We start from the raw sequence: 15,231 nt of genomic DNA, 5'->3' as shown, positions 1-15,231 counted from the left end.
CCTGTCCCCTCTCCGCGGAGAGGGGAATACCGCAAACGGCCTCTGCTCAGAGAAGCGACCGGTGATTCAGGGCATCCGTAAGCACAGGATCCTGCTTTAACCGTGCCCACGCTGCAGTCACCTCGTCGGGGAATTCAACGTGTGCAATAAAATCACGCCCGGCCGGGCCATAGCCGTTCATGTCATCACAGAGTCGCGGAAGCTCGCCTAAAATGAGCGAGAGATAACGCTCTACCGGCCAGAGGCCAGCGCTCTCCCCGCTGAACATCAGCCCGTTTTCGCCGTTTTTCAGCACCGGTGTATAGCCCGGGTGGCTGACCCACTGCGGCGAAGCAGACTCGTCACGGCACACGCGGGCAAAGGTTGCCATCGTGCGGCGTTGCATGGTCGGATCCTGCACGACCAGCACGCGCCCGGACGTCTGATGATGCTGTTTGAGCATGTTCCAGCTAAAACGCGCGTTTTCTCCGCAGTTGGTTGATTGATCGTCAACCCACACGCGCGCATCAGGGATCTGCCAGAACTGGCGGGCAATATCGGCCAGAATACGTGCTTCCGCTCGCCCGGTTACCGGGACAGTTTGATAATGCGGATGCTGAGCGATGGCCGCATACAAAAACGCGGTCGAATGGCCAATCCCTCCGCTAATCAGTAACGGAACGTCGTGTTCAGCGGCAATACGGCAGGCAGCGTCGATGGTCGGCATCACCGCGTTTCCGGCCAGAATAACCCTGTCAACCGCCGCCACGTCGCGGGTATCGCCCAGATCATCCTGTGCCAGCCACTGGCCGACCGTGTTAATTGCCGCCAGGGTTGACTCCGGCAGAAGGGGAAAATGCGTCTGAACCATGGTGATGTCCTCAGTTGCTCTGGTTCAGATTAACGACTTCAGATCGACAAAACAACGGCCTCCCGGGCCGCTCTTTTTCCTTAACCTGTTCTTCAACATTTGATTAACCTGCGAAAATCATATTCACTTGAATTATCATTTGCGGCAAACGTAGAATCGTTAGCCCACTCATTATTCAATTTTTTCTAAGGTAAAAGACGTTATGCGCCTGCCCGAACGCGACCCTTATGCTCCTCGCGAGTGGCAGCCTCATGAGAAACCCGCCCTGTTGGGTTCGCCCTCCACGCCAGAACACAGCACGCCAAAACGGATTGCCTACGGGGTTGTCGGTCTGCTGGTGTGCCTGACGGGGGCGCTGGGTAATGCGGTGGTCACCGCCAATCTGCAAAATCTGCAGGGGACCTTCGGGGCCTGGTCGACAGAAATCGCCTGGCTCCCGGCGGTGTATGTAATGACCAACATCTCCATCAACCTGCTGCTGGTGAAATTCCGCCAGCAGTATGGTTTGCGCGCCTTCACGGAAGGTTTTCTGGTGCTGTATGTGCTGGTCACCTTTTTCCACCTGTTTGTAAACGATCTCAGCTCCGCGCTGATGGTGCGTGCCGCGCACGGGATGGTGGCCGCCGCGCTCAGCTCCCTCGGTATTTACTACCAGATACAGGCCTGGCCCGCGAAACACCGTCTGAAGGCACTGACCATCGGGATTACCGGGTCATCGCTCGCCATCCCCCTCGCCCGCCTCTTTTCGACCGAGCTGCTGCAGCTTGACGAGTGGCGCGGGCTTTACTTCTTTGAGCTCGGGCTGGCGCTCATTTCACTGGCCTGCGTGATAGCGTTGAAATTGCCTCCTGGCGACCGGCGCAAGGTCTTCGAGAAAAAAGACTTCATCACCTTCTTTTTACTGGCCCCGGGGATGGCGCTGCTCTGCGCGGTGCTCTCCTTAGGCCGTCTTTACTGGTGGTTTGAAGCGCCGTGGATCGGCTGGTCGCTGGCATTAGCGCTGGTATTAATCGTGTCTGCGATCGTGTTTGAACATAACCGTTCTAACCCGTTGCTGAATACCCGCTGGTTGTCGAGCGGCAGCATCGTGCGTCTCGGGCTCATTATGCTGCTGATCCGCATCGTGCTGGCGGAGCAAAACACCGGCGTTATCGGCTGGCTGCAGTATGTCGGCTTGCAGAATGAGCAGATGACCCACCTGGCGTGGTCTATTTTTGCCGGTATTGTCTGCGGGATTGTGACCAGCTGTTTGACCATCAAGCCCACAAAACTGGCGTGGCCGATCATTACCTCGCTGGCGCTTATGATTGTTGCCTCCCTGCTGGACAGCCAGTCGAACAACCTGACCCGCCCGGACCAGCTGATGCTAAGCCAGTTCCTGCTGGGCTTCGGCAGCGCCTTCTTCCTCGCGCCCGCCATGCTGGCCGCGATTGGCGGGGTTATCGCCGATCCGCGCAACCTGGTGAGCTTCTCGGTGATGTTTGGCATGAGCCAGAACCTCGGCGGCCTGCTCGGCTCTGCCATCCTGGGGACCTTCCAGACCTGGCGCGAGAAATACCACTCCAGCATGCTGGCCGATCAGCTTACAACCCTGAACCCGCTGGTGAATGACCGTATTCAGGCTTACACCGGGCTGTACCGGAACCTGATTGGCGACAGCTCGCTGCTGGGTACCCAGGCCATCACCCAGCTGCAAACGGTTTCATCGCTTGAAGCAAATATTCTGGCTTATAACGATACTTATTTACTGACGGCGAGCATTGCCGCCGCCACCCTGGTCTGGATTTTATGGCGCTTGCTGCGCCTGCGCCTGACTGCCCGTATGGCCCTGAAGAAGGCAACAGGCAACAAGTAATGAATATGAAGATGATTTCTCTGGAGATGTTATGAGTCAGCAGGATGCCGCTAAAGAGCAGGCCAACACCCGTAAAAATGTCCGTATCGTTTCGGTTTTCACCGCGGCGGCAATCGGTATTGTCGGCGTACTGGTGATCCTCTACGCCTGGCAGCTACCCCCGTTCACCCGCCACTCGCAGTTTACTGATAATGCCTACGTGCGCGGACAGACGACCTTTATCAGCCCGCAGGTTAACGGCTATATCACTGAGGTGAAGGTGCAGGATTTCGACCGGGTCAAAAAGGGCGAGCTGCTGCTGCAGATTGATGACCGTATCTACCGCCAGCGGGTGCATCAGGCCGAGGCACAGCTGGCGATGAAGATTGCCGCCCTGAACAACAACCTGCAACAGCGCAAAAGCGCCGAAGCGGTGATCGCCAAAAACGAAGCGGCTCTGAAAAATGCCCGCGCCCAGAGTCTGAAATCTCAGGCGGATTTGAAGCGCGTAAAGGACCTGACGGCGGATGGTTCACTGTCTATCCGTGAGCGCGACGCCGCGCTGGCAAGCGCAGCCCAGGGCAGCGCCGACATTGATCAGGCGAAAGCCACGCTGGAAATGTCGCGCCAGGATCTGCAAACGGTGATCGTCAATCGCGGCGCGCTGGAGGCGGATGTGGAAAACGCCAAAGCGGCGCTGGAGCTGGCGCAAATTGACCTGCAAAACACGCGCATTGTGGCGCCTCGCGACGGCCAGCTTGGTCAGATCGCCGTTCGTCTGGGCGCTTACGTTACCGCCGGAACCCACCTCACCACCCTCGTGCCGCCTCAGCACTGGGTGATCGCCAATATTAAAGAGACGCAGCTGGCGGAGCTTCGGGTGGGTCAGCCGGTGAAATTCACCGTCGATGCGTTAAATGATAAGGCCTATCAGGGCCGCGTGGAGAGCATCTCTCCGGCAACCGGCGTTGAGTTCAGCGCCATCACGCCGGATAACGCCACGGGTAACTTTGTCAAAATTGCCCAGCGTATTCCGGTACGAATCGAAGTATTGGGTGACCAGGAAGCCTATCAGCTTCTGCGTCCGGGCATGTCGGTGCAGGTGACCATTGATACGCGGGAGGCGAAGCAATGACCCTTCGCCCGATAGCCGTTCTGATGATGATGACCGTGCTGGCCGGTTGCCAGTCGGTTGACGTGAAACCGGCGCAGCCGTCGCTGCACATCCCCACGCAATGGCGAGCAACAGCAGGCCCGGCAAGCCCTGCAGAACAGCTCTGGTGGCGTAATTTCCACGACAATAATCTGAACCGCTATGTGGACCTGGCGCTTAAGAACAACAGCGACGTGCTGATTGCCCGCGAACGGATTAACGAGTATCAGGCGCGGGTCTACGCGGCCGAAGGCAGCCTGTTTCCGTCGCTGGATGCTGGCGTCACGGGCACCCGCGCCCGGACACAATCTGCTGCCACCGGTCTGCCGATCTACAGCAGCCTGTATAAAGGCAGCCTCACCGCCAGCTATGATGTCGATATCTGGGGCGTAAACCGCAGCACCGCGAATGCGGCTGAAGCCTCGCTGGACGCGCAGAAAGCCGCGGCGGCGGCAGCAGATCTTACCGTGGCGTCCTCGGTCGCCTCCGGCTATATCACTCTGCTGTCCCTCGATGAACAGCTTCGCGTTACCCGCTCCACGCTGAAGTCCCGGGAAGAGGCATTCACTCTCGCTAAACGCCAGTTTGAAACGGGCTACAGTTCACGCCTGGAGCTGATGCAGTCCGACTCCGAACTGCGCTCCACGCGGGCGCAGGTTCCCCTGCTGCAGCATCAGATTGCACAGCAGGAGAACGCCCTGAGCCTGCTGCTGGGGAGCAACCCGGGCGAGGTCGCGCGCAGTGAAAGCTTTGCGGCCCTGACGCCCCTGACATTGCCCTCGCAACTGCCCTCCTCGCTGCTTAATCGCCGTCCGGATATTGTGCAGGCTGAAAAGCAACTGGTTGCGGCTGATGCCTCGCTTGCTGCCTCACGCGCCAGCCTGCTGCCGTCGATCAACCTGACCGCAACCGGATCGATACAGGATCGCACGCTCTCCGGCTTACTCGACAACCCGCTGCAGCTCTGGAGCGTCGGCGGCAGCATTCTTGCTCCGCTGCTCAACCGCCAGGCGCTGAACGCACAGGTGGATATTTCGCAGTCCCAGCGCAACCAGGCGCTTTACAGCTATGAAAAAACCGTCCGTAACGCCTTTGCCGAGGTCAATAACAGTCTTGATGCCATCACGCGCTATCAGGAACAACTGACGGAGCTGCTTGCCCAACAAGATGTGGCGCAAGAGACGCTGCGCATAGCGCAAAACCGCTATCGCAACGGCTATTCGTCGTACCTGGATGTGCTGGATGCCCAGCGCACGCTGTTCTCGGTACAAACCAGCGTCGTGCAGGTCAAAAATAACCTGCTGCTGGCGCAGGTTGATTTGTACAGAGCACTGGGCGGAGGCTGGAGCAACGCCTGACCTGATACCCCACAGGCCCTCTCCGGCATGGAGGGGGCGAAAACCGGATCGCAGCGCAACCCGGTGTTTGCCACTCAGGAGTCAATCTATGCAACAACAGTGGTCTGCAGTTGATAATTACATGATCTCTTCACTCATTCCCGAGGATGATATCCTCCAGCGGGTGCTGGAAAACAACCAGCGTGCCGGTTTACCCGAACACGATGTCGCGCCAAATCAAGGGCAGTTGCTGGCGCTTTTTGTCCGCATGACGCAGGCACGGCGGATCCTTGAAATCGGCACGCTGGGCGCCTACAGCACTATCTGGATGGCACGTGCGCTGCCACCTGACGGGAAGTTGATCACCCTCGAAGCGGACCCCATCCATGCCCGCGTTGCACGGCAGAATATCCAGCTGGCGGGGCTCAGCGATCGGATTGAGCTCATTGAAGGCCCGGCGCTGTACTCTCTTGAACACATCGGTGATATTCCGCCGTTCGACCTGATCTTTATCGATGCCGATAAGCCAAACAATCCGGGGTATCTGGAGTGGGCACTGTACTACTCGCGTCCGGGAACGCTGATCGTCGGGGATAATGTGGTTCGGGACGGCGAAGTGATTAACGCGCAAAGCGACGATGCCCGCGTACAGGGCGTCAGACGATTTATTGAGATGATCGGGGATAACCCGCGCCTGACGGCGACCGCGCTACAAACGGTGGGCAGTAAAGGATGGGATGGCTTTACCCTGGCCGTGGTGAATCGCTAAACGCAGATGCCCTCTCTCACAGAGAGAGGGCGAACACCCGACGTTACGCCGAAATCTGCTCCATTGCCTGCAAAATACGCTTATCCGAAATGGGATACGGCGTACCGAGCTGCTGGGCAAAGAAGCTGACGCGCAGCTCTTCGATCATCCAGCGGATCGCCTGCACGTCTTCATCGTCACGGCGCGCTGGCGGCAATTTGTTGAGCCACTGCTGCCATGCCTTCTGCACGCTTTCCACTTTCAGCATCTGCGCGCGGTCACGATGCGGATCGATAGCCATTTTCTCCAGACGTTTTTCGATCGCCTGCAGATAACGCAACGTATCGCCAAGGCGTTTGAAGCCGTTGCCGGTAACGAATCCACGGTACACTAACCCGGCCATTTGCGCTTTCACGTCCGACAGCCCCAGCGCCATGGTCATATCCACGCGCCCTTTCAGGCGTTTGTTGATATTGAACACGGTGGTGAGGATCTGCTCGACCTGTTTCGCAATGTCGACCACGGTGTCGTTCAGTTCTGCCCTGACTTTCTCGTGCAGTACCGCAAACTCCGCTTCTGACCAGACCGGACCGCCCGCCTCGTGGATAAGCTTGTCTACGCCACAGGAGATGCAGTCGTCAATCAGATCCAGCACTTTACCGTACGGGTTAAAGTAGAGGCCAAGCTTGGCTTTGTTCGGTAACTTCTCGTGCAGATATTTAATCGGTGACGGAATATTAAGCAGCAGCAAACGACGCAGACCACGCCACATCATCTGCTGTTGTTCCTGTGGATTATCAAAGAGTTTGATGGCCACGCTGTCACGCTCATCCACCAGTGCAGGCCAGGCCTTCACCCTGTAGTTGCCGCGTTTTTGCTCATAGCTTTCCGGAAGCTCTCCAAAGCTCCAGATGTGCAATCCGCTCTGCTCGATACCGTCATCAGCCACCGCAGAAAGCGTCTCCTGGACTTTACCTTTCAGCGCCTCTTTCAGTTCGGTCAGCGATCGGCCTTCCTGCAGCTTTTTGTTTTTGTCGTCCACCACGCGGAAGCTGATTTTCAGGTGATCGGGCACCTGATCCCAGTGCCAGTCGTCGCGGTCGACGGTTACGCCCGTCATGCGCCTGAGCTCACGCTCCAGCGAATCCAGCAGCGGCAACTCCAGCGGCGTTACGCGGCCTAAAAACGCTTCGGCATAGTTTGGCGCAGGCACAAAGTTACGACGCACCGGTTTTGGCAGCGATTTGATCAGCGCAATCACCAGCTCGCGACGCAGCCCTGGAATTTGCCACTCGAATCCGCTCTCTTCGACCTGGTTTAACAGCGGCAGCGGAATGTGTACGGTGACGCCATCCGCATCCGCGCCCGGCTCAAACTGATAGGTCAGGCGCAGCTTGAGAGAGCCCTGATGCCAGAAGTTCGGGTAATCGAGTTTGCTGACCGACTCCGCTCCCTCTTTGATCAACATGCTCTTTTCAAAGTTGAGCAGGTCCGGGGTCTCTTTGCTGGCCTTCTTCCACCAGCTGTCGAAGTGGCGGGCAGAAATCACATCGTGGCTGATACGCTGGTCGTAAAACTCAAACAGCGCCTCGTCGTCGACCAGAATGTCGCGGCGACGGGATTTATGCTCAAGCTCTTCCACTTCGGCACGCAGTTTGAGGTTTTCACGGAAGAACGCATGACGCGTCTGCCAGTCGCCCTCCACCAGCGCGTGACGAATAAACAACTCGCGGCACAACGCGGGGTCTATCTGGCTGTAGTTAACCTTGCGCGCGCCAACCACCGGCAAACCGTAAACGGTCACTTTTTCGGTCGCCATCACCGCGCCCTGCGCGCGCTCCCAGTGCGGTTCACTGTATGAGCGCTTCAGCAGGTGCTGGGCAACAGGTTCAACCCATTCGGGATCAATGCGCGCCGCAATGCGGCCCCACAGGCGGCTGGTTTCCACCAGTTCGGCCACCATGGTCCATTTAGGCGGTTTCTTGAATAAACCGGACCCCGGGAAGATGGAGAAACGGGCGTTACGCGCCCCGGTATACTCCTGCTTGTCGGCATCCTTCATCCCGATATGGGAGAGCAGACCGGTCAGCAACGCAATGTGAATTTCGCGGTACTCCGCCGGTTCACTGTTAACCGGAATGCCCAGCTCTTTCACCACCTGACGCAGCTGCGTGTAGATATCCTGCCACTCGCGCACGCGCAGATAATTGAGGAAATCGACGCGGCACTGGCGGCGGAACTGGTTCGACGACAGCGCTTTCTGCTGCTCGCCGAGGTAGTTCCACAGGTTCACAAAGGCGAGGAAGTCGGACTCTTTATCGTGGAACCGACGGTGTTTTTCATCAGACGCCTGCTGCTTGTCCATCGGACGCTCGCGCGGATCCTGAATCGAGAGCGCGGAGGTAATGATCATCGCTTCACGCACACAGCCGTGTTTCTGTGCTTCCAGCACCATGCGCGCCAGCCGCGGGTCAACCGGCAGCTGGCTGAGCTGACGGCCCAGCGGCGTCAGTTTGTAGGCGCTAGCCTGCTCGTCGGTGGTGATGGCACCCAGCTCTTCCAGCAGGCGCACGCCGTCCTGAATGTTGCGCTTGTCCGGCGCTTCGACAAACGGGAACGCGGCGATGTCGCCAAGCCCTAGCGCAGTCATCTGCAGGATGACCGACGCCAGGTTGGTGCGCAGAATTTCCGGGTCAGTAAACTCCGGTCGCGACAGGAAATCGTCCTCGGAATAGAGGCGAATACAGATCCCTTCCGACACACGGCCGCAGCGCCCTTTACGCTGATTAGCGGAAGCCTGAGAAACCGGCTCAATTGGCAGGCGCTGCACTTTGGTGCGGTAGCTGTAGCGGCTGATACGCGCCGTACCCGGGTCAATCACATATTTGATGCCCGGCACGGTAAGCGAGGTTTCCGCCACGTTGGTGGCCAGCACAATACGACGTCCGCTGTGCGGCTGGAACACGCGGTTTTGTTCGCTGTTTGACAGGCGCGCATACAGCGGCAGAATTTCGGTATGGCGAAGATCGCGCTTGCTGAGGGCGTCAGCGGTATCGCGAATTTCCCGTTCGCCGCTCAGGAAAATCAGAATGTCGCCCGCGCTTTCATTTCCCAGCTCGTCGACGGCATCAAAGATGGCCTGCAGCTGGTCGCGCTCGGTATCGTCCGCGTCTTCCACTATCGGGCGATAGCGTACCTCCACCGGATACGTTCGGCCAGAGACCTCGATAATCGGCGCATTGTTGAAATGCTTTGAGAAACGCTCCGGATCGATGGTGGCGGAGGTGATGATAATTTTCAGGTCCGGGCGACGCGGTAACAGTTCTTTCAGATACCCGAGCAGGAAGTCGATATTCAGGCTGCGTTCGTGCGCTTCATCGATAATGATCGTGTCGTACTGCATCAGCAGACGATCCTGCTGGATTTCCGCCAGCAGAATACCGTCAGTCATCAGCTTGACCATGGTGTTATCGCTAACGTGGTCGCTGAATCGCACCTTATACCCAATGCAGCCACCGGGCTGCGTTTGCAGCTCTTCGGCAATACGGTTCGCCACGGTACGCGCCGCCAGACGACGCGGCTGGGTGTGACCAATCAGCCCTTTCACCCCACGCCCCAGCTCCATACAAATTTTCGGCAGCTGAGTGGTTTTCCCTGAACCGGTTTCCCCTGCAACAATCACCACCTGGTGGTCGCGCACGGCGTCAAGAATGTCCTGTTTTTTCTGACTGACCGGCAGGTTTTCCGGGTAGGTAATCTCCGGACGTGCGGCTTCGCGCAGCACGACTTTCCCTGCCGCCTGTTCAATCTCTTTCGCCATCTCCTGATAAATGGCCTGTTGTGCATCAGGATTTTTAACCTTCTTCACCCCGTGCAGACGGCGGGCAAACCGCTGTTTATCACGCAGCATCAGTGAATCAAGCTGTTGCAGGAGCATCGGGAAGGTTAATTTTTGTTGTTCTGTCATAGCGTTAACGGGCAGTGCACTGCCGGGTAAAATCTCTTTTTAATGATTGCTATAGAGTATCACATTGGCGCTTTGAGTGCCTTATTCAAAAAATTCGAACATAGACTTCGATATATTGCGCTATCCCTGCGACAGGATTGTGAATAGAGTGTCAACAAGCAACGGGGCAACCCCCTTCAATCAAATGCAAAAACAGGAATCACCCATGAGCAAAGTATTAGTATTGAAATCCAGTATTCTGGCAGGGTACTCACAGTCTGGTCAGCTCTCTGACTACTTCGTTGAACAGTGGCGTGAACAGCATTCTGCTGATGAAATCACCGTGCGTGACCTGGCTGCAAACCCGATTCCTGTGCTGGATGGCGAACTGGTTGGTGCGCTGCGTCCAGGCGACGCTCCCCTGACGCCACGTCAGCAGGAAGCCCTGGCCCTCTCTGACGAGCTGATTGCTGAACTGCAGGCGCACGACGTTATCGTGATCAACGCGCCAATGTACAACTTCAACATCCCTACTCAGCTGAAGAACTACTTCGACCTGGTTGCCCGTGCCGGCGTAACCTTCCGTTACACTGAAAACGGTCCTGAAGGTCTGGTGAAAGGTAAGCGTGCGATTGTACTGACCAGCCGTGGTGGTATTCACAAAGACACCCCAACTGACCTGGTTGCACCGTACCTGACTCTGTTCCTGGGCTTCATCGGTATTACCGACGTGAATTTCGTGTTTGCTGAAGGTATTGCCTACGGCCCGGAAGTTGCGACCAAAGCGCAGACCGACGCGAAAGCCGCTATCGACAGCCTCGTAGCCGCTTAATCATCCCCCTCTCACCGCCTGGTGGGAGGGTTTCTTTCTGTCCCCACCGCTAAAAATTCGCTATCATCCGCACCCACTCTTCTGTCGGGCCGTCTGATGTCTGCGATTATAGATTCTTTTATTGCCCCACCGTGTTACGACGAGATCGAGATCCTCTGGCAGGACGAACATCTGGTCCTGATTAATAAGCCTTCCGGTCTGCTCAGCCTTTCAGGCAAAAATCCGCAAAACCGCGATTCCGTGCATTATCGACTGGTACAGACGTTTCCCGGCTGCACGCTGGTGCATCGTCTGGATTTCGGTACATCCGGGCTGATGGTGATTGCGCGCAATAAAGCGATTAACGCCGCTCTCTGTCACCAGTTCAGCCAGCGCGCCGTGCGAAAGGTATACAGTGCCCTGCTTTGCGGGCATGTGGAAAACGACGAGGGCGTGATTGATGCCCCGATTGCTAAAGATCCGGCGCTGTTCCCGCTGATGTCGATTTGTGCGATTACCGGCAAGCCCGCACGCTCACGCTATCAGGTGGTGGACCGGTTTTATGATGCGGAACTGCCGTTGACGCGGGTCAGACTGACCCCGGAGACCGGGCGAACCCACCAGCTGCGTATTCACTGCCAGCAGTTGGGCTACCCTATTTTAGGCTGCGATCTGTATGGTGGTCTTGCACTGCCGGGCACCGAACCGATACCGCGGCTGATGCTGCACGCCAGTGAGCTGGATTTTGTGCATCCGGTGAGCGCAGAGGCAATTAACGCCCGTCACGCCGCACCGTTTTAAGCGCTGCTTACCACATCAAATCGTCAGGAATTTTGAAATCTGCGTACGGATCGTCTTCATCCTGCTCTTCCTGACTCAGGGCACTATTTAACACGATACTCTCGGCATCGCGCTGGGCGATTTTATCGGCCACCACTGCCGGGATAATCGCATAGTCGCAGTCGCCATTGGCATTAATCACCAGACGCGCAATCGCCAGGCGGCCATTGATCAGCTGGGCCTGCGTCTGCTTGTCGACCTCGATTTTTTTGATGAGATTGCCGTCGGTAAAGTTAAAGGCGATGGTGCCTCTGGTCACGGTGATGCGGTTCATTTCGATCAGCTGCTTGACCTGCGCTTTAAACTCTTTCGCCAGCGTCGCCTGCTTCTGCTGCTCGCTCAGCTGCTTGTCACGCTCGAGCTGCGCTTTTTTATTCTCTTCTACTGCTTCCCTTGCTTCACGGGCCTGAACGCGCGATTTCTTGGCCGTGCGCTGAACTTTAGCCATCTTCTTACTGCTGACTAAGCCTGCTTTCAGCATCTGCTCTTGTAGGGTGAGTTTCGTCATGATCGTTTCTAAACCGTATTGAAATTTTGGGGATTATACCTGGAAAGGCGCTGTTCATGAAGATAGCTCATGTTGCAGTGAAATTAAGTCACTTCCCCTCCGTCACGGGCTCAGGCATAAATTATGCATTGGTAACTTCTTAGCAACAAGAACTTAGGATGTATAACGACGATGAGTAATGCTTTTACATTTAGCCTTAAGCGTAGTTGCTTTGATGAAAATTATAACCCTTCAGAAAATACGCGTACCACCACCAACTTCGCCAACCTGGCCCGTGGCGAAAAACGCCAGCAAAACCTGCGTAATACGCTGGTGATGATGAATAACCGTTTTAACGCGTTAGCGCGCTGGGATAACCCAAAAGCCGAACGCTATGCGCTCGAACTGGACATTATTTCTGTGGATTTGCATATCGGCGCTGAGAAGCCCTTCCCGGTTATCGAAATATTGCAGACAACGATCGTTGATAAAAAGACCCATGAGCGCATCGACGGTATCGTTGGAAATAATTTCTCGTCCTATGTCCGCGATTATGATTTCAGCGTCTTGCTGCCGGAGCACAATAAAAATCAGTCCCGCTTCGCGATCCCGGATAATTTTGGTGAGCTGCACGGCACTATTTTCCGGCATTTCGTTAACTCACCTGAATACAAAGAGAACTTCAAAAAGGCACCGGTGATCTGCCTGAGCGTCTCCAGCAAAGACACCTACCGCCGCACGGGCAACCAGCACCCGGTGCTGGGCATCGAGTATCGTCCGGACGGTACATCCTTAACCGAGCAGTACTTCGGGAAAATGGGTCTGCAGGTTCGTTACTTTATGCCTGAGAATAGCGCAGCGCCGTTTGCGTTTTATTTCACCGGCGATTTATTACGGGATTACACCAACCTGGAGTTGATTAGCACCATCAGCACCATGGAGACTTTCCAGAAAATTTATCGTCCTGAAATTTACAATGCGAACTCGACCGCCGGGGAATGCTTCCAGCCCGATCTGAATCATGAGGATCATTCATTAACAAAAATTGTTTATGACCGCGAAGAACGCAGCCGGCTGGCAATTGAACAGGGCAAATTTACGGAAGCGTATTTCATCAAGCCCTATAAACCTCTTCTTGAGCAGTGGTCAGGTCACAACACGCTTTAATTAATCGATAATAAAGGTCTTCTACTATGAAAACATTGCTCCCGACTTCAACGGCTGGCAGTTTGCCTAAGCCAACCTGGCTTGCGCAACCCGAAACGCTCTGGTCGCCATGGAAATTGCAGGATCAGGAATTACTTGCCGGTAAACAGGATGCGCTGCGTTTATCTCTGGATGAGCAGATCCGTGCGGGCATTGATATTGTCAGCGACGGGGAACAGACTCGTCAGCACTTCGTCACCACCTTTATTGAACACCTCAGCGGCGTTGATTTTGAGAACCGCCAGACCGTGCGAATTCGTAACCGCTATGACGCGAGCGTGCCGACCGTGGTGGATGCCGTCGCGCGTCAAAAACCGGTGTTCGTTGATGACGCAAAGTATTTACGTCAGCTCACGGATAAACCGATCAAGTGGGCTCTGCCCGGCCCGATGACCATGATCGACACTCTCTATGACGCTCACTATAAAAGCCGCGAAAAGCTGGCCTGGGAATTTGCCAAAATTCTCAATCAGGAAGCGAGAGAGTTAGAAGCGGCAGGCGTTGATATCATCCAGTTTGATGAACCGGCCTTTAACGTGTTTTTTGATGAGGTGAACGACTGGGGTATTGCCGCGCTGGAACGTGCCATCGAAGGTCTACGCTGCCAGACCGCGGTCCATATCTGCTATGGATATGGCATCAAAGCCAATACCGACTGGAAAAAAACGCTCGGTTCAGAATGGCGGCAGTATGAAGAAGCCTTCCCTAAACTGCAGACGTCCAATATCGACATCATCTCGCTGGAGTGCCACAACTCCCGCGTACCGATGGACCTGCTGGAACTGATCCGCGGTAAAAAGGTGATGGTGGGTGCCATTGACGTGGCGACCAATACCATTGAGACGCCAGAGGAAGTGGCCGATACGCTGCGTAAAGCGCTGCAGTTTGTCGATGCCGACAAGCTGTGGCCATCAACAAACTGCGGGATGGCCCCTCTCTCACGTCAGGTTGCCAACGGAAAGCTCAACGCCCTGAGCGCCGGCGCCGACATTATCCGTAAAGAACTCGGCGCGTAATCGCTACGTCTGCCAGTAAGGCGGGGTGCCGAAAAGCGCCACGTAATGATCAATCACCGCCCTGACGTTCAGGGGCGGATGACGGGCGTGAGGATAGATCGCCGCAATGTTCAGCGGCTCGGTATTTATGGCGCACTCCCGTTCCGCGAGGAGTGCGACCAGTTCCCCCTTCTGCAGTCTGTCGCCAATCAGCCAGTCCGGAAACAGCACGATCCCCATCCCGCCCAGCGCGGCAATGAGCAGCGACTCCGCATTATTGGAGGTCATCAGCGGCACCACGGGGTAATGCACCCAGGCGTCCCCCTGACCTCGCACCAGCCAGCGATTGGGACCTGACGACCCGCGGTAGACCAGGCACCGGTGACGACTGAGGTCATCCGGCCCGTCTGGCACACCGTGTTTTCGCAAATAGTCCGGCGACGCGGCCAGATGGTAACGCTGCTGGCCAAAAACCCGCGCGTGAAAGGTTGAATCCGTCAGCATGCCGATGCGAAAGATAACGTCGGCGGCATCTTTGTGTGGGTCGATAAAGTCATCGGTCAGCGTCAGCTCTATATTCAGCCGGGGATACCGCGCCGCCAGTGCAGGCAGGCCCGGGGCAACGTGTCGCTGCCCAAAGTACACCGGGCCATTTATGCGCAGCGTCCCGGAAGGCTCCGTCGAACGCTCATCCAGCTCCCGACGCGCCTCCTCCAGGCTTTCCACCATCGCTCTGGCGTAGCGGATAAAAAGGTGGCCGCTTTCCGTTGGGATCACCGCCCGGGTATTACGATAGAAAAGCTGCTGGCCGAGCGCATCCTCAAGCTGATGGATAACGCGTGAAACCTGCGAGGCAGACATCCCCTCCCGCCGGGCGACCACAGAAAAGTTTTGCGCTTCGTAAACCGCAATAAAAACCCGCAGCGAGCGGATATTCATATTTCCGGCATCAACCATTAGTGCATTTCCTGCAAAGGTGTTTCCTGCATTATGGCATTTTTCTCATCGATGTTCAGGGCTAGTC

12 protein-coding genes are annotated in these 15,231 nt (G+C 56.2%); 8 read left to right on the top strand and 4 right to left on the bottom strand.

Annotation, left to right across the window (positions count from 1 at the left end; translation table 11 throughout):
* Positions 1-46: 46 nt before the first annotated feature.
* The gene (locus F8561_RS12820; protein ID WP_151887545.1) at positions 47-850 is read right to left on the bottom strand and encodes a YdcF family protein; all 804 of its coding nucleotides are present in this window, start codon (positions 848-850) and stop codon (positions 47-49) included.
* A 202-nt stretch (positions 851-1,052) separates the two neighbouring features.
* Here F8561_RS12820 and F8561_RS12815 point away from each other — a divergent pair, with 202 nt between their 5' ends.
* The 4 genes from F8561_RS12815 (at position 1,053) to F8561_RS12800 (ending at position 5,943) form a co-directional block, all read left to right on the top strand.
* Positions 1,053-2,705, top strand: a complete 1,653-nt coding sequence (locus F8561_RS12815; protein ID WP_073396726.1) for an MFS transporter — start codon at positions 1,053-1,055, stop codon at positions 2,703-2,705.
* Between the two features lie 31 nt (positions 2,706-2,736).
* Complete coding sequence (locus F8561_RS12810) at positions 2,737-3,819, top strand: HlyD family secretion protein (protein ID WP_014169974.1); 1,083 nt, start codon at positions 2,737-2,739, stop codon at positions 3,817-3,819.
* Positions 3,816-5,195, top strand: coding sequence for an efflux transporter outer membrane subunit (locus F8561_RS12805; protein ID WP_151887544.1), 1,380 nt, complete (start codon positions 3,816-3,818; stop codon positions 5,193-5,195). Before F8561_RS12810 ends, F8561_RS12805 begins: the two co-directional genes overlap by 4 nt.
* An 88-nt stretch (positions 5,196-5,283) precedes the next feature.
* On the top strand, positions 5,284-5,943 hold the full coding sequence (locus F8561_RS12800; RefSeq protein WP_151887543.1) for an O-methyltransferase: 660 nt from the start codon (positions 5,284-5,286) through the stop codon (positions 5,941-5,943).
* A gap of 43 nt (positions 5,944-5,986) precedes the next feature.
* Here the strand turns inward: F8561_RS12800 and hrpA are convergent, their stop codons facing one another.
* Positions 5,987-9,889, bottom strand: coding sequence for an ATP-dependent RNA helicase HrpA (hrpA, locus tag F8561_RS12795; RefSeq protein WP_014169971.1), 3,903 nt, complete (start codon positions 9,887-9,889; stop codon positions 5,987-5,989).
* 205 nt (positions 9,890-10,094) lie between these two features.
* On the opposite strand from hrpA, the gene azoR reads away from it, so the two are divergent.
* Positions 10,095-10,700, top strand: coding sequence for an FMN-dependent NADH-azoreductase (azoR, locus tag F8561_RS12790; RefSeq protein ID WP_025204253.1), 606 nt, complete (start codon positions 10,095-10,097; stop codon positions 10,698-10,700).
* A 96-nt stretch (positions 10,701-10,796) separates the two neighbouring features.
* A complete protein-coding gene (locus tag F8561_RS12785) occupies positions 10,797-11,480 on the top strand; it encodes an RluA family pseudouridine synthase (RefSeq protein WP_025204254.1) in 684 nt (227 codons plus the stop codon).
* Positions 11,481-11,487: 7 nt separating this feature from the next.
* Here the strand turns inward: F8561_RS12785 and F8561_RS12780 are convergent, their stop codons facing one another.
* Positions 11,488-12,027 (bottom strand): DUF2058 domain-containing protein, encoded by a 540-nt coding sequence (locus F8561_RS12780; RefSeq protein ID WP_014169968.1) that lies wholly within the window; start codon positions 12,025-12,027, stop codon positions 11,488-11,490.
* A gap of 171 nt (positions 12,028-12,198) precedes the next feature.
* Here F8561_RS12780 and F8561_RS12775 point away from each other — a divergent pair, with 171 nt between their 5' ends.
* Complete coding sequence (locus tag F8561_RS12775) at positions 12,199-13,173, top strand: DUF1852 domain-containing protein (protein WP_151887542.1); 975 nt, start codon at positions 12,199-12,201, stop codon at positions 13,171-13,173.
* A 26-nt stretch (positions 13,174-13,199) separates the two neighbouring features.
* Positions 13,200-14,228: a methionine synthase gene (locus F8561_RS12770; RefSeq protein WP_025204256.1), complete on the top strand. Its 1,029-nt coding sequence runs from the start codon at positions 13,200-13,202 to the stop codon at positions 14,226-14,228.
* Positions 14,229-14,231: 3 nt separating this feature from the next.
* Here the strand turns inward: F8561_RS12770 and F8561_RS12765 are convergent, their stop codons facing one another.
* The gene (locus F8561_RS12765) at positions 14,232-15,164 is read right to left on the bottom strand and encodes a LysR family transcriptional regulator (protein ID WP_025204257.1); all 933 of its coding nucleotides are present in this window, start codon (positions 15,162-15,164) and stop codon (positions 14,232-14,234) included.
* Positions 15,165-15,231 lie beyond the last annotated feature (67 nt).

The sequence above is a fragment of the Enterobacter sp. 198 genome, assembly GCF_009025585.1.
In the GTDB taxonomy this organism is placed as follows: Bacteria; Pseudomonadota; Gammaproteobacteria; order Enterobacterales; family Enterobacteriaceae; genus Enterobacter; species Enterobacter ludwigii.
This window is presented reverse-complemented; position numbering and strand designations above follow the sequence as displayed.

Excerpts from the sequence above, each read along its gene's own strand:
- F8561_RS12785 (WP_025204254.1), top strand. The coding sequence starts at position 10,797 with ATGTCTGCGATTATAGATTCTTTTATTGCCCCACCGTGTTACGACGAG.
- F8561_RS12775 (WP_151887542.1), top strand. The coding sequence starts at position 12,199 with ATGAGTAATGCTTTTACATTTAGCCTTAAGCGTAGTTGCTTTGATGAA.
- F8561_RS12765 (WP_025204257.1), bottom strand. The coding sequence starts at position 15,164 with ATGGTTGATGCCGGAAATATGAATATCCGCTCGCTGCGGGTTTTTATT.
- F8561_RS12800 (WP_151887543.1), top strand. The coding sequence starts at position 5,284 with ATGCAACAACAGTGGTCTGCAGTTGATAATTACATGATCTCTTCACTC.
- F8561_RS12820 (WP_151887545.1), bottom strand. The coding sequence starts at position 850 with ATGGTTCAGACGCATTTTCCCCTTCTGCCGGAGTCAACCCTGGCGGCA.
- azoR (WP_025204253.1), top strand. The coding sequence starts at position 10,095 with ATGAGCAAAGTATTAGTATTGAAATCCAGTATTCTGGCAGGGTACTCA.
- F8561_RS12770 (WP_025204256.1), top strand. The coding sequence starts at position 13,200 with ATGAAAACATTGCTCCCGACTTCAACGGCTGGCAGTTTGCCTAAGCCA.
- F8561_RS12815 (WP_073396726.1), top strand. The coding sequence starts at position 1,053 with ATGCGCCTGCCCGAACGCGACCCTTATGCTCCTCGCGAGTGGCAGCCT.
- F8561_RS12805 (WP_151887544.1), top strand. The coding sequence starts at position 3,816 with ATGACCCTTCGCCCGATAGCCGTTCTGATGATGATGACCGTGCTGGCC.
- F8561_RS12780 (WP_014169968.1), bottom strand. The coding sequence starts at position 12,027 with ATGACGAAACTCACCCTACAAGAGCAGATGCTGAAAGCAGGCTTAGTC.
- hrpA (WP_014169971.1), bottom strand. The coding sequence starts at position 9,889 with ATGACAGAACAACAAAAATTAACCTTCCCGATGCTCCTGCAACAGCTT.
- F8561_RS12810 (WP_014169974.1), top strand. The coding sequence starts at position 2,737 with ATGAGTCAGCAGGATGCCGCTAAAGAGCAGGCCAACACCCGTAAAAAT.